The organism is Williamsia herbipolensis, assembly GCF_000964005.1.
In the GTDB taxonomy this organism is placed as follows: domain Bacteria; phylum Actinomycetota; class Actinomycetes; order Mycobacteriales; family Mycobacteriaceae; genus Williamsia_A; species Williamsia_A herbipolensis.
This window is the reverse complement of record NZ_JXYP01000018.1, coordinates 16,456-30,861: the sequence shown is the minus strand read 5'-3', so window position 1 is coordinate 30,861 and position 14,406 is coordinate 16,456. Positions and strand designations below refer to the sequence as shown.

The following is a 14,406-nucleotide window of genomic DNA, read 5'->3' as shown; positions in this document are numbered from 1 at the left end:
GTGGTCAGACTCCCTCGGGTCCGGGGAACGGTACGGCGTCGGACTTGGTCTCCGAGGCGTGTGACCTCAGCGTCCCCATGCCCCGGCTGCCGACGGTGAAGTACCAGAGCAGACCGACTCCGCCGATGACGCCGATGTAGATGAACGCGGCCCACGTGTTGTACCAGGGAGCGCCGTACACCGCCTCGCGCGGCCACGCGAGGTTGATCGCCATCCCGATCCCCCACAGCACGGCCACGATGTTCACCGGGAGTCCCCAGCGCCCCATCGAGAAATACCCGCCCGCCTTGAGATCCGGCGGCGGCCACTGCCCTCGAAAGCGCTGCAGAAGAAGCGGACCCGTCACCATCAGGTACGCGATGTAGATCATGATGATCGCCACCGACGTCAGCAGCAGGAAGATGGTCGGCTGGTTGATGTTGATCACGAGGATCAGGATCGACAACACACCGATCAGGACCGACGGGATGACCGGAGCCTGGGTGCGGGGGTGCACCTTGGCCAGCGATTCGCCGAAGGGCAGCGCGTTGTCGCGAGCCATGGCGAACGTGAGCCTGATGGCGGCGGTGTGGACGGCGAGGGTGCACACGAACACCGCGACCACGATGCACATCAGGAAGATCTTGCCGACCGGGCCGTACATGACGTCGAGCACGATCTGCTGGAGTCCGCCCTGCGCGGCGAGCGCCGGATCGGAGAGGTTCGGTGCGGCGAGGATGGCGAACACGAGGATCGCCCCACCGATCACGAACGAGGCGAGGATTGCCCTTAGGATCGCCGACGGCGCGGTCTTACGGGGATTGACCGTCTCCTCACCGAGCGACGAGGCGGTGTCGAACCCGTACATGACATACCCCGACGCCAGCGAGGCGATGAGGAACGCGCCGAGATACCCGCCGCTCTCCCCTGCGCCGTAACCGTTGGTCGAGAAGAACACCGCCGGGGTGCGGTCGATGTTGAACGCCAGGATGACCGCGATCAGCACCGCGGCGATGAGTTCGATGAACACGCCCGTGCTGTTGATGATCGACATCAGCCGGACGCCGAAGGCGTTGATGGCCGTCGTCGCGAGCACCAGGATCGACCCCAGCAGAACGGCATTCGACGGCGACACCACGGTGAGGTCGTCGGATCCGATGAGCCGGAAACCACTCCAGATCTTCGGCAGTGTCGAGTCGATCGCCAACACGACCGCCGACATCGTGACGATCGAGGCGGTCAGCATCATCCAGCCCGAGAACCACCCGACCACCTTGTTGCCCAGGATCTTGGCCCAGTTGTAGACCGACCCCGCGATCGGGTACTTCGCGGCGAGCTCCATGAAACACAGTGCGACGGCGAGCTGTCCGACGAACACGATGGGCCAGCTCCACAGATACGCCGCGCCCGCGGTGCCGAACCCGAAGTAGAACAGCTGGAAGGTGCCGGTGAGGATGGAGATGTAACTGACCCCGGCGGCGAAGCTGGCGAATTTGCCGATGCTGCGGTCGAGGCTCTCCTTGTAGCCGAAATGTTCCATCCCGTTGTCGGGATCGATGGGTTTCTCGATGGTCATGCTGCCCCCTCGGGCGAAGCGGAATCGGATCTCGTGGTGACGACTGCTCTCGTGATGTCTGTGGCGCGGTACGACGTGGGCCCTGACCTGCAGGCGGGGACTCTCAGGGCGGGAACCACCCCGCCGGCGGGGCGGTGGTGTTGGTCCAGATGTGTTTGAGCTCCTGATATTCGGCGAGGCCCGAGGGACCCAGCTCGCGACCGTTCCCGGACCGACCGAAGCCACCCCACTCCGCGGCCGGGGTGTAGTAGCCGAAGTCGTTGACCCACACCGTGCCGTGGCGCAGACCGCGCGCCATCCGTTCGCCGCGTGCGGCATCGGAGGTGCGGACACCGGCGGCGAGGCCGTAGGCGGTGTCGTTGCCCAGTTCCAGGGCGTGGGCCTCGGTGGTGAACCGTTCGACGGTGAGGATCGGGCCGAACGTCTCCTCGGCGACGATGCGCATGGAGCGGTCGCAGTGGTCGAACACCGTGGGTTCGAAGAAGTAGCCCTCGGCCAGACGCGGCTCGGTCGAGCGGTGGCCGCCGGTGACCAGCGTCGCTCCCTCGGCCACGCCCACCGCCACGAAATCGACGATCTTGGCCAGCTGCTGTGCCGAGACGAGCGGGCCGGTGAGGCTGGCCGGATCGACACCGGGCCCCATCGGGATCCGGCCGGCACGGTCGGCGACCGCGGCGACGAGGTCGTCGGCGACGGATTCCTCGACGATCAACCTCGTCCCCGCCGAGCAGACCTGACCCGAGTGCAGGAACACCCCCGTGAGGACCTGGTCGACCGTCGCCGACATGGCCTCGGGGGTCGCGCAGGCGTCGGCGAACACCACGTGCGGGTTCTTGCCGCCGAGTTCGACGAGCACACGGGTGACGTGTTCGGCAGCCGTGCGGGCGATGACCTTGCCGGTCGCGAGTCCGCCGGTGAACGAGATGAGGTCCACGTCGGGGTCGTCGGTGAGTGCGGCCCCCAGATCGGATCCGGCGCCGAGCACCAGGTTCACGACACCGGCGGGCACACCGGCCTCGGCGATGAGCCGGGTCAGCTCGATCGTCGACAGCGGCGTCACCTCGCTGGGCTTGAGGACCATGGTCGCGCCGGCCGCCAACGCGGGGGCGATCTTCCACGAGATCTGCAGAAGCGGGTAGTTCCAGGGCGCGATCATCACGCACACACCGACGGGTTCGGCGACCACACGGCTGATCACCGCGGGGTTCCCGACATCGACGAGTCGGTCGGAACTGGTGGTGACCAGGTCGGCGTAATAGCGGAACACCGCGACGACGTCGGTGATGTCGATTCGACTCTCCGCGAGCGTCTTCCCCGTGTCGCGGGTCTCGATCAACGCGAGCGACTCGATGTCGCGCATCAACAGGTCGGCGATGCGGTCGAGGATGGCCGACCGGTCGGCCACGGTCGTCGACCGCCACGGCGAGTCGTCGAAGGCGGCGCGTGCGGCGACGATCGCCGCGCGGACGTCGGCCGGTGACGCCTCGTCGACCGACCGGATCACCGTCCCGTCGGCCGGATCGATGCAATCGCGGGTGCGGCCGGAGGTCGCCGCGGTCCACGCGCCGTCGATGAAGAGGTCACTCACCTCCTCATCCTCACCCGTCGGCGCACATTTCGTTGATCCAATCGTGGAATTGCGCGATGTGGTGCTCGGCGGGTACGAGAACGCCGCCGGAGGCGTAGGCGCGCGAGGACATACCGGGCTGCGTGCGTTCACAGGCGTCGAAGTCCTGGACGTTCACACGGTGGAACAGCTCGACACCGCCTCGGGTGTCGCCACCTGACGCGATCACGTCGGGGTGATAGAGCCAGTCGCACACCACGACCGTCCGGTCGACCGCGGCGGGGAACATGCGGTGCACGATCACGTGATCGGGCACCAGGTTCACGAACACCGTCGGGTTGATCGTGATCGCGTAGTAGCGCCGATCCTGATCGGCGGTCAGGTCCGGTAGCGGTGCGAACCCGGATGACCCGTCGACGGTGAATCCCTCGATCTCGCCGCCGAACTCGGCGCCGTGTCCGACGTAGTACTGGGCGGCGAGACCGTCGGCGAACTCCGGCAACACCTCGGTGAGTTCGGGGTGGATCGTCGCGCAGTGGTAGCACTCCATGAAGTTCTCGACGATGAGCTTCCAGTTGGCGGCGACCTCGTAGGTCTCACGGTGCGCCATCGCGAGATTGGCGACGCCGTAGCGATCGATCTGTTCGGGCGATCCCAGACGTGTTGTGACCGCGCCGATCACGGTCTCGGTGAACGACGGCGGTTCGTCGGCCAGGCACACCCACAGGTAGCCGAGCCATTCGCGGCTCGCGACGCCGATCAGTCCGTAGCGGGTGCGGTCGATGTCGCCCAGGCTGCTGAGGTTGGGTGCGGCGACGAGAGCGCCGTCGAGACCGTAGGTCCAGGCGTGGTACGGGCACTGGAGGTTTCGCCGGACCGCCCCCTGCGCCTCGGTGCAGATGAGCGCACCCCGGTGGCGGCAACTGTTGAGAAACGCACGCAGGGCGCCGTCACGCCCCCGTACCACCAGCACGCTCTCTCGGCCGATGTCGACGGTCGCGAAGCGCCCGGGGGCATCGAGATCGGCGCTGCGGACCGCGCACATCCAGCGCCGTTCGAGGATCGACTCCTGTTCGCGGGTGAAGGCGGCGGGGTCGGTGTAGGCGGCCCCGGCCAGTGTCGCCACGAGCGTGTCGGGTGGTGCCGGGTCGGTACGCCCTGTCTCGTCGAGGGCGGTCATCGGGCACCGGCTGTCGCGACTCGGTCCCCGCCGCCCGCGGCGAGCGCGGCGCGGGTCGGATCGAAGATGTCGATCGGGTGGTCGGTGTGACCGTCGACCACGAGATCGGCGAGGATCTCCCCGACCACCGGCACGAACTTGAACCCGTGCCCGGAAAACCCACAGGCCACGGTCACCCGATCGTGTCGGGGATGCCGTGCGATCACGAAATTGTGGTCCGGGGTGGTCGAGTACATGCACGTGGCGGCGTCGAGGGCGGGGCCGGCGACACCGGGCAGCAGCTGTTGCACCCGGGTTCGCATCCGTTCGGTCTCGTCGTCGTGGACCACACGGTCGATGGTCTCCGGCGAGCAGGTGTCGCCCCTGCGGAAGAAGGCGACCTTCACTCCCCCGTCGGGTCCGTCGATCGCCGGGAATCCGTAGATCTGCTCGATGTCGGCGTTCTCCTGGATGTAGATGGGCGCGTCGACCATCGCCGGGACGTCGTCGGAGGAGGGGTCGTCGGCTGCCGTCGGGGCGTCGAGGCCGAACCAGTACATGACCTGGCGCTCGATCTCGATCGAGACGCCGAGGTCGGCGAGGATCTCCGGCGCCCAGGCTCCGGGGCAGATCACCAGTTCCCGTGCCCGGAGGCGCCCGGAGTCGGTCACGACCTCCACGTACTGACCGTGATCGCTCCAGGATCGGACCGTCTCACCGAATCGGAGGTCGGCGCCCTCGCGTCCGGCGAGGTCGATGTGCGCGGCGACGGTCTCCTCCGGTCGCGCGAAACCGGCAAGCGGTTCGTACACGGCCACCTGACCGGCCTCGGGCACGAACCCCGGGAAGCGACGGGTGACCTGGCCGGCGTCGAGCACCTCGTGTTCGAGACCCCACAACTGCGCTGCGTGCAGCGAGCCCGACACGGTGGCGCATTCCGGTGGTCCGATGAACAGCCCGCCGGTGATGCGGTAGACCTCGCGGCCCGATGCGCGTGCGAGCTCCTCCCACAGTTCGTAGGCGCGCAACAGCAACGGCACGTACGCGGGATCCTCGAAGTACGACTGCCGGATGATGCGGGACCCGCCGTGCGACGACCCCCGATCGTGGGCCGGGGTGAACTGTTCGAGACCCAGCACCGAGACGCCGCGGCGGGCGAGGTGGTAGGCCGCGGCCGATCCCATGCCACCGAGTCCGATGACGATGACCTGGGCGTCGACGTCGCCCGGGTCGAGTGGTGCGTCGGTCATGCTGTGCGTCCTTTCAGGCGGGCGTTCTCCGGGTCGACGGTGGTGGTCGGCGACACCGTGAACGTCGCGGTCGTCGCGAGGTGGTCGACGTGCACCTGGTCACCGACACGCAGTTCGGGTGCGCCCCAGGCGTAGGCGATGGTGCGGTGCACGATCGGCGAGAACGCGGCCGATGTCACGTGTCCCACGGTCCCGTCGGGGCCGGTGACCGGTTCCCGACCGAGCAGGAGCGTGCCGGGGTCGTCGGCGACGAGTGTGTGCAGGCGCCGCCGCACCGGACGCTGCGACATCGCCGCGCGTCCGACGAAGTCGTGGTTCTTGGCGACGGCGAAGGCCAACCCGGCCTCGTCGGGCGAGTGCATCACGGTCATGTCGGTCCCCCACGACCGGTATCCCTTCTCGATCCGCAGGGTGTCGAGCGCGCCGCGTCCGGCCCACACTGCGCCCAGAGATGCGCCCGCGCTGGTCAGTTCGTCGGCAAGGGTGACGGCGTCGTCGGCGGCGACGTACAACTCCCACCCGAACTCCCCGACATAGGACACCCGCATGGCCAGGACCGAGACGTCGGCGATCCTGGTGCGCACCGTGCGATAGAAACCGAGGTCGTCGGGCCCGAGCGCGGCCTCGCTGAGGGGATCGACCAGGGCGAGCGCAGCCGGCCCCCAGACACCGAGACACGCTGTTTCGGCGGTGATCTCGCGCACCTCGACATCGGCGCCGTCGCGGCGGGCGACACGGGCGAGCGCGCGCAGACGTGCGAGATCGAGCGGACCGTTGATCCCGATCTGGAACGACTCGGCCGCGGTGCGTGCGACGGTGACGTCACTGAGCACGCCGCCCGAGGGGTCGAGCATGAGCGCGTAGATGACCGTCCCGACGGCGCGATCGGGGTCGCGGGTGAGGATGGGGGCGAGGAACGACACGGCGTCGGTTCCACTGACCTGCACCCTCATCAGCGACGTCATGTCGAACAAACCGACCCCTGCCCGGGTGGCGGCCGCCTCGGCGAGCACGATCGGCGACCAGTGGCGCGTGGAGAAGTCGTCGCGATGCGCCGACGCGGCGCTCGCCGTATCGATCTGAGGCAGTGCGGTATTGGCCTCGAACCACGCCGGGCGCTCCCAGTCGTGGGAGGTGACGAACACCGCAGCGCGTGCGCGGTGACGCTCGTGCAGTGGACTCACCGTGAGATCGCGCTGTATCGACCGTTGTTCGCGCGGATGGATGATGTCGTAGACCTCGTCGAAGGCGCGTGCACTCATCGCGGCGACGTGATCGGGGGCGGTCTCGCGGGCGGAGAACCGCGCGATGTCGCAGCCGGCGACACACAGATCCGGGCTGCCGTCGATCATCCAGTGCGCCATGGTGCGTGCCACGCCCGCCGACTGGGTGACCCAGACCGCCTCGGCCACCCAGAACCCGTCGAGACCCGGATGGGGTCCGAGGACGGGCCCGCCGTCGGGGGTGAAGGAGAAGATGCCGTTGAACCCGTCGGCGACCGACGCCGAGGCGAGGCTCGGGAGAACGCGGGTCGATTCCGTCCAGGCGGGCGCGAAATCGGCGGGGGTGAACGGCAACATCGAGGGCATCGGTTGTTCCCGCGTGTCACGGTAGAGACGATCCATGTCGACGGGCATCGCGTGGTGCCCGTAGTAGCCGATACCGATCCGGTCGCCGTGCTGACGGTAGTAGAGGTCGGCGTCCTGGTGGCGCAGGATCGGCAGTGTCGCAGCTGCTTTGCCCACACGCGGGTCGACGGATCCACGAAGCGGGTCCACCGTCGTCGTCTCGACGTACTGGTGTCCCATGGCGACGAGCGGCACGCGCAGATCGACCATCGCACCGATCTCGACGCCCCAGAATCCCGCGCACGACACGACGACGTCGGCGGGGTGGATGCCGTCGGCGGTCTCGACACCGGTCACCCGGTCGCCGGTGGTCACGATCGCGCGTACCCGCGTGTCGCCGACGAACCGTGCATCGGCGGCCTCGGCTCGTTGGCGCTGGACGTCCACGCATGCCAGCGCGTCGGCGAGACCGTCTGTGGGCGTGTGCAACCCGCCGAGCACGGTCGCCGGGTCGAGCAGGGGGTGCAGCCGGGCGCACTCGGCGGCGTCGACGATCCGCGCCGACACGCCCCACGCACGCGCCCATCCGGCCTTGCGGTGCAGATCGGTCATGCGTGCCTCGGTGGTCGCGACCTCCAGCCCACCGACCGGATTGAAACACAGGCGATCCGAGGTCTCCGCGAGCCCGCGGAACTTGTCGACGGTGTATTGCGCGAAGCGGGACAGCGTCTCCGACGGGTTGGTCGCGAACACCAGGCCGGGTGCGTGGCTGCTCGATCCGCCCGTGGCCGGCAGCGGTCCACGGTCGAGGACGGTGACGTCGGTCCATCCGCGACCGGTGAGCTCGTCGGCCAGCGAGGTTCCGACGATGCCTGCGCCGATGATGACCACGCGAGGACCGGTCATGACCACCTCGATTCCGTCCCGTTGTTCCGTGGGGTCGATTATTGTTGCGTTGATTGCAACACGTTGCCCTCTGTGCAACACATGGTGCGGCCGGGGATCGCAAACGTCAACTCGACGCGCGGCGTGTCACCGGGTCGGAGCAGGGGTCGATCAGGTGTGGGCGAGTCAGGCGCGGTGGCCGAGGCGGACGCTGATCGCGTCGGCCGCATCGACAGCCTCGGCCGACAAGGTCGGAAGTCGGTCGTCGGACATCCGGAAGGTCGGACCGGAGATGCTCAACGCAGCGACGACATCGCCCGTGTGATCACGGATGGGGGCGGCCACCGCGGTCAGCCCCTCCTCGAGTTCTTCTCGCGCATGAGCCCATCCGCGCCGACGGATGTCGCCGAGTTCGGCGCGCAGGGCATCGAGGTCGCCGATCGTCGACGCCGTGAAGCGCTCCAGCGTCGTACCGACGGCCATGTCGAGTCGGGTGTCGTCGAGCGCCGCGAGCAACACCTTGCCGCTCGACGTGGCGTGTGCGGGGCAGCTCTGGCCGACCCAGGTGCGCAACGAGATCCCCGGGGAGCCGTTGGCCTCGGTGACGTTGACCGCGCGCCCGCTGTCGAGGATCGCGAGGTTGACCGTCTCACCGACGGCCTCGGCGAGCGGGCCGGCGATGTCGCGACTCTCTCGTCCGAGGTCGCGGGTGGCCATCGTCGCACCGGCGAGTCGGACGATGGTGAACCCCAGCCGGTACTTGCCGCGATCGGCGACCTGCTCGACGAATCCGCGACCCTCCAGCACCGATACCAGCCGCGAGATCGTCGACTTGTGCACGCCGAGGGTGTCGGCGATGTCGGACACGCCGCCCTCCCCGTGTCGAGCCAGGATCTCGAGGACCTCGAGCGCGCGATCGACCGACTGGATCGAGGCGGGACGGTTCCGATCGGGTGAGATGTCGGCCGTGTCGTTGATGTCCATGTCGCTCCCCAGCATAGTTGCGGCCGCGAAGGGTCCGACACGCTTGACGGACGCACGCACCGATGCGACTCTGTTGCGCACAATGCGTTATGTTGCCCTCAACGCAACGCCGCGCGTCACTGATCCCGCCGTCTCGAGGTGAACCCATGTCCGTTGTCCACACCCCTGCGACCGCCACACCCCACGGTGTCGCCACCGTGGTGGACGTCGCCGCCGCCGATCTCGCGGTCGACGTGCCGATGCGCATCGAGCCCGCCGACCACCCGCCCATCGCGGTGATCCGCACCGTCGAGGGCGTGTTCGCCATCGACGACACCTGCACCCATCAGGACACCTCACTGTCGGACGGATGGGTGGAGAACTGCACCGTCGAGTGCCCGCTGCACGAGACCTGCTTCGACCTCCGCACCGGGATGCCGACCGGCCCGCCGGCCACCCGCGCCGTGGCCACCCACCCGGTGACCGTCGTCGACGGTCGGGTGCACATCACCCTCCACGACCGCTCGCTGTCCGTACCCGCTCCGGTCGAGGACGTCTCGGGCGCCGCATGATCGGCTCCACGTGATCACCGTGGTCGGGGCGTCGCTCGCCGGCCTCACGGCGGCGCGCGAGCTGAGGGCCTCCGGCGTGACCGGCACGATCGCGTTCGTCGGCGCCGAGTCGTGGCTGCCCTACGACCGCCCGCCGCTCTCCAAGGACGTTCTGCTGGAAACGTTTCCGAACAGCGCCGCCGTCGCGCACGGCGCCCACCCGGGACCGACGGCACTCCTTCTCGACGGCGAGGCCGAGACCTTCGACTGGCACCTCGGTGTCGCGGCCGACGGCCTGTCGGTCGACGCCGAGGGCATCAGCGTCCGACGCGGACAGCACCACCCCGTCGGGCCGGCCGACGCGGTGATCCTCGCGACCGGCGCTCGAGGCCGCACGCTGATCGGCGCCGACCTCGACGGTGTCCACGTGCTCCGCACCCTCGACGATGCCCGCGCCCTCGCTGCCGACCTGCGGACCGCCCGTCGGGTGGTGATGATCGGCGGCGGTTTCATCGGCGCCGAGATCGCCTCCACCGCTCGCACCCTCGGCGCGGAGGTCGCCATCATCGAGGCGACCGAGATCCCGGGTGCTGCGGTCCTCGGAGTCGACGTCGCCCGGTGGTCGATGGCGCGCCACGCACTCGCCGGGGTGTCGATGAACACCGGGGCGGCGGTGGAGACCATCGACGGGACCGAGGGACGGGTCCGTTCGGTGACCCTCGGCGACGGACGCGTCCTCGACGCCGACGTGGTGGTGGTCGGGATCGGATCGGTCCCGGACACCGAATGGGCGGCCGCGTCCGGTATCGCACTCGACGACGGCTTCGTCACCGATGCCGGGGGTGCGACCTCCATGCCCGGGGTCTACGCGGTCGGCGACTGCGCACGCACCTTCGACCCGATCACCGGAACCCATGTGCGGCGCCAACACTGGAGTTCAGCCGTCGACCAGGCGCGCACGGTCGCACGCCGCATCGCCGGTCTCGAACCCCCACCGCAGCGGGCGCCCTCCTTCTGGAGCGATCAGTACGGTCACCGCGTACAGGTCTGTGGGCACATCCCCGTCGGCGTGGAGCCGCAGCTCGTCGACGGGTCGATGGACCCGGGGGCGACCGAGGGTTTCCTCGCCGTGTTCGGCGACCGCGACCGTCCCGCTGCGGTGGTCGCCGTCGACCGTCCCCGAGACTTCCTCCGGCTGCGCAAGACGATGGATCGCGCGCTCACCGGCTCGGCGACGTCCGTCGCGCACGCCTGAGTCGACCACCGCCCCACGGGTCGGGCGCAGGGTCAGAAGACCGGCGCGGCCGCCCGGAGGTGTTCGAACACCAGCGATGTGGTGGTGCCCGCGACCTCGGGTCGAGAGTTCAGCCGTTCGACGAAACCGCGGAGCGCCTCGGTGTCGGCCACTGCGACGTGCAACAGGTAGTCATCGGATCCGGCGAGAAAGAAGACGTCGATGATCTCGTCCTGTGCGCCGATCTGGCCGACGAACCGACGGATCTGACCCCGCGCGTCGGATTGCAGGCTGACCGCCACCATCGCGCGCAACGTCCGACCGACCGCGGCCGGGTCGATGTCGGCGAAGAACCCGCGGATCACCCCGAGTTCGATCAGGCGCCGCACCCGACCGTGACACGTCGACGCGGCGATCCCCGCCCGTTCGGCGAGTTCGCGGTTGGGCATCCGCGCATCGGCCTGCAGCAACGCCAGGAGCAGGCGATCGGTCTCGTCGAGATCGCGACGACCGACGACGGTCCGAAGATCCTTCGATTCGACGCTCACCCGCGCAGCATATCTCGCCGGATCTTCCAGATGGTCCCTGTACAGAGAATCTTGTTCGGAAGAATTGATGATGCACCGAAGGGTGTTCACGCTGGGAGGCACACCATCGTGGCGACGACGCCGCGCCGCAGCGAACGAGAGGCAACGTCATGCGTGTCGGAATCCCCCGCGAGATCAAGAACAACGAGTACCGCGTCGCCATCACACCCGCCGGCGTCGCCGAACTGACGCGACGCGGACACGAGGTGGTCATCGAGGCCGGTGCGGGCGCCGGATCGGCGATCACCGACGTCGACTTCAAGGAGGCCGGCGCGCAGATCCTGGCGACCCCCGACGCCATCTGGGAGCAGGCCGACCTCGTGGTGAAGGTCAAGGAGCCGATCGCCGCGGAGTACGCGCGGATGCGTTCGGGGCAGACCCTGTTCACCTACCTGCACCTGGCGGCGAGCCGTCCGTGCACCGACGCGCTGCTCGCGTCGGGCATCACCTCCATCGCCTACGAGACGGTCCAGGCGCGTGACGGGTCTCTGCCGTTGCTCGCCCCGATGAGTGAGGTCGCCGGTCGCCTGGCACCGCAGGTCGGCGCCTACCACCTCATGCGGTCGGCGGGCGGACGCGGCCAGCTGATGGGTGGTGTGCCCGGCACCGAACCCGCCGACGTCGTGGTGATCGGCGCCGGGGTGAGCGGCGTCAACGCCGCGACGATCGCCATGGGCATGGGCGCGCAGGTCACCGTCTTCGACCTCGACATCGCGAAACTCCGTGCCGTCGACGCCCGTTTCGCCGGGCGGGTCCACACCCGCTACAGCACCGCCCTCGCGCTCGAGGAGGCCGTGAAGAAGGCCGATCTGGTGATCGGCGCCGTGCTGGTTCCCGGGGCGAAGGCCCCCGTGGTGGTGTCCAACCACCTCGTCGCGTCGATGAAGCCCGGATCGGTGCTCGTCGACATCGCCATCGATCAGGGTGGGTGCTTCGAGGACTCGCATCCGACCACCCACGACGACCCGACCTTCACCGTGCACGACTCGGTGTTCTACTGCGTCGCGAACATGCCCGGATCCGTCGCGCGTACGTCGACCTCGGCATTGACCGGTGCGACCCTCCCCTACGTCGTCGCCCTGGCCGAGAAGGGGTGGCAGCGGGCATGTTCCGACGATGCGAGCCTGGCCGCGGGACTCAGCACGCACGCAGGCGCTCTGTTGGCGCCGTCGGTGGGTGCCGCACTGGACCTGCCGGTGGGCGCGTCGCCGCTGGGCGTCTGAGGTCAGTCCTGCTCGCCGATCGGCGCGTAGTGGGAGAGGTTGATCATCCGGCGTTGGATACCCGACACCTCGCGGACCGCCTGTGCCACCAGACTCCGGTCGAGTGGTGAGAGCCTGCGCATGGTGAGCACGTCACCGGCGGACTCCCGGCGGTCGAGCTGTGCGACCTGGTAGGTGATCCGGATCTTCTGCAGCACATCGAACACCTCGATGAGCACTCCGGCGTTCTCCTCGGTGAGCATCGGGCTGCCGCCCGCGACACGAAGGCGCGAGCGGGTGTCGAGTTCGAGGGACTCCACGCTCAACGAGGCCCACCGGGCGATGTTCACCAACGGTGTGAGGGCGTGGGTCTTGATGTCGAAGGTCCCGCCGCGGCGGGCCAACACGTCGCGCATCGAGCGGATCCGGGCCTTGTGCGACAACGACTCCGCGAGGAGAAGGCGCAGGGTCCCCGGGTGCGACCGCAGATCGCCGAACACCTCGGCCACCCCGGACAGGCCGCGGTCGCCCCAGATGGGACGGCCGTCGAGCATGAGCGAGGTCATGATCATGCCCTTGTTCTCCAGCGGTGCGGCCAACCACTGCGCCGCCGCCGCACGCCATTGGGCATGGGTCCGGGCGAACAGCGGCGACGACGCCACCGCCCCGTTGACGTCGATCGTGAGTCCGCACGCCCGCAGGACGTCGTCGACCTCGGCGAACGCTGCCCGGTAGACGGCGATCTGCTCGGGGTCGGACACCGACTCGTCGAACGCGACCGCGCTGTCGACATCGGAGCTCAGCACGGCCTCACGACGTGCGTTGCTGCCCAACGACAACCACGTCAGTTTGTCGGGGTCGACGTCGTCGTGGCGCTCGAGCACGAGTTCCAACGCCCTGCGCACGACGGCGTCGTGCACGAGGGACAGCATCGCGGTCACCTCGTGTGAGGGCTGCCCGCGCCGGACGAGGTCGGCGACGACGAACGGCATGCGCCCCGCCTGCTCGGCCAACGTCTCCACCGACCGTGCGCGGCCGATCTGATGCCGCAGCGACACGCTCGCCCCGCCCGGCGCCGAGATGAAGTCACCCGGGCCCACCACACCGACGAGTCGTCCACCCGGTTCCACCACGGGAAGACAGCCCAGTCCGTGTTCGAGGATCTGCAGCAGCGCGTCGGCCGCGGGTGTGCCGGTGACGACGGTGCGGGCGCGGGGTGTGACGACACGGCTCACGGGGATGTCCCCGGATTCGCCGGCCGCCACCACCCGGGATCTGATGTCGGAGTCGGTGAGGACCCCCACGGTCCCGTCGCCCGCCGGGATCACGACGTAGTCGCGGCGGCGCTCGGTCATCAGACGCGCCGCCTCGCTCACCGACATCGTCGGGGTTCCCACCACCGGTGCGGTGCGGATCAATTCGTCGACGATGCCCCCGCGCGGGCGTACGGGATCGATCCTCCGCGGCAGTCGGAGCTGGCCGGCCAAGAACCGCGCGCCGGCCATGCTCGAGAAGACCGCGTGCACCGAGTCGCTCGGGATGCGGCACACGGTGCTGGCCGACATGGCGACCGCCCGTGGGCCCCGTGCGGCGTTGGTCAGCAACGAGAAGTAGCCGAACACCCCGCCGGGGCCGAGGATCTCGTCGGGTTCACCGTCGAGATGGTCGGGCAGACTCCACAGGCCCACCTCGCCGGTGATCACCACGCCGAGTTCTTCGACGGTGTCGCGGAACCCGTCGAAGATCTCCGCGCCGGCGGCGAACTCGCCGATCGTCGCCCGCGCGGCCAGGCGGTCGAGTTCCGCGGGAGCGAGCGCGTCGAACGGCGGGTGGAGCCCCAGGAATTGCGCGACCGCGGTCATCGGGACATCTTCGCAAGTGCGCG

11 protein-coding genes are annotated in these 14,406 nt (G+C 69.0%); 3 read left to right on the top strand and 8 right to left on the bottom strand.

Annotation, left to right across the window (positions count from 1 at the left end; translation table 11 throughout):
- Positions 1–4: 4 nt before the first annotated feature.
- From TU34_RS08780 to TU34_RS08755, 6 genes are all read right to left on the bottom strand, one after another.
- The gene (locus tag TU34_RS08780) at positions 5–1,555 is read right to left on the bottom strand and encodes an APC family permease (protein ID WP_045822499.1); all 1,551 of its coding nucleotides are present in this window, start codon (positions 1,553–1,555) and stop codon (positions 5–7) included.
- Positions 1,556–1,658: 103 nt separating this feature from the next.
- Entirely contained in the window at positions 1,659–3,143 is a 1,485-nt protein-coding gene (locus tag TU34_RS08775) for an aldehyde dehydrogenase family protein (RefSeq protein ID WP_045822498.1), read from the bottom strand.
- A 10-nt stretch (positions 3,144–3,153) separates the two neighbouring features.
- A complete protein-coding gene (locus tag TU34_RS08770; protein WP_045822497.1) occupies positions 3,154–4,302 on the bottom strand; it encodes an aromatic ring-hydroxylating oxygenase subunit alpha in 1,149 nt (382 codons plus the stop codon).
- Entirely contained in the window at positions 4,299–5,531 is a 1,233-nt protein-coding gene (gene solA, locus TU34_RS08765) for an N-methyl-L-tryptophan oxidase (RefSeq protein WP_045822496.1), read from the bottom strand. The genes TU34_RS08770 and solA overlap by 4 nt, the downstream gene beginning before the upstream one ends.
- The gene (locus TU34_RS08760; RefSeq protein WP_045822616.1) at positions 5,528–8,005 is read right to left on the bottom strand and encodes a GcvT family protein; all 2,478 of its coding nucleotides are present in this window, start codon (positions 8,003–8,005) and stop codon (positions 5,528–5,530) included. The genes solA and TU34_RS08760 overlap by 4 nt, the downstream gene beginning before the upstream one ends.
- Before the next feature lie 165 nt (positions 8,006–8,170).
- Complete coding sequence (locus tag TU34_RS08755; protein WP_045822495.1) at positions 8,171–8,968, bottom strand: IclR family transcriptional regulator; 798 nt, start codon at positions 8,966–8,968, stop codon at positions 8,171–8,173.
- A 146-nt stretch (positions 8,969–9,114) separates the two neighbouring features.
- Between TU34_RS08755 and TU34_RS08750 the strand changes: the two genes are divergently transcribed.
- Entirely contained in the window at positions 9,115–9,519 is a 405-nt protein-coding gene (locus TU34_RS08750; protein ID WP_052688820.1) for a bifunctional 3-phenylpropionate/cinnamic acid dioxygenase ferredoxin subunit, read from the top strand.
- A 10-nt stretch (positions 9,520–9,529) separates the two neighbouring features.
- Positions 9,530–10,753, top strand: a complete 1,224-nt coding sequence (locus tag TU34_RS08745; protein ID WP_052688819.1) for an NAD(P)/FAD-dependent oxidoreductase — start codon at positions 9,530–9,532, stop codon at positions 10,751–10,753.
- A gap of 32 nt (positions 10,754–10,785) precedes the next feature.
- On the opposite strand, the gene TU34_RS08740 is transcribed toward TU34_RS08745, so the two are convergent.
- Positions 10,786–11,280, bottom strand: a complete 495-nt coding sequence (locus TU34_RS08740) for an Lrp/AsnC family transcriptional regulator (protein ID WP_045822494.1) — start codon at positions 11,278–11,280, stop codon at positions 10,786–10,788.
- A 149-nt stretch (positions 11,281–11,429) separates the two neighbouring features.
- Between TU34_RS08740 and ald the strand changes: the two genes are divergently transcribed.
- Positions 11,430–12,542, top strand: a complete 1,113-nt coding sequence (gene ald / locus TU34_RS08735) for an alanine dehydrogenase (RefSeq protein WP_045822493.1) — start codon at positions 11,430–11,432, stop codon at positions 12,540–12,542.
- 2 nt (positions 12,543–12,544) lie between these two features.
- On the opposite strand, the gene TU34_RS08730 is transcribed toward ald, so the two are convergent.
- Entirely contained in the window at positions 12,545–14,383 is a 1,839-nt protein-coding gene (locus TU34_RS08730) for a DUF294 nucleotidyltransferase-like domain-containing protein (protein ID WP_082080056.1), read from the bottom strand.
- Between the last annotated feature and the right edge of the window lie 23 nt (positions 14,384–14,406).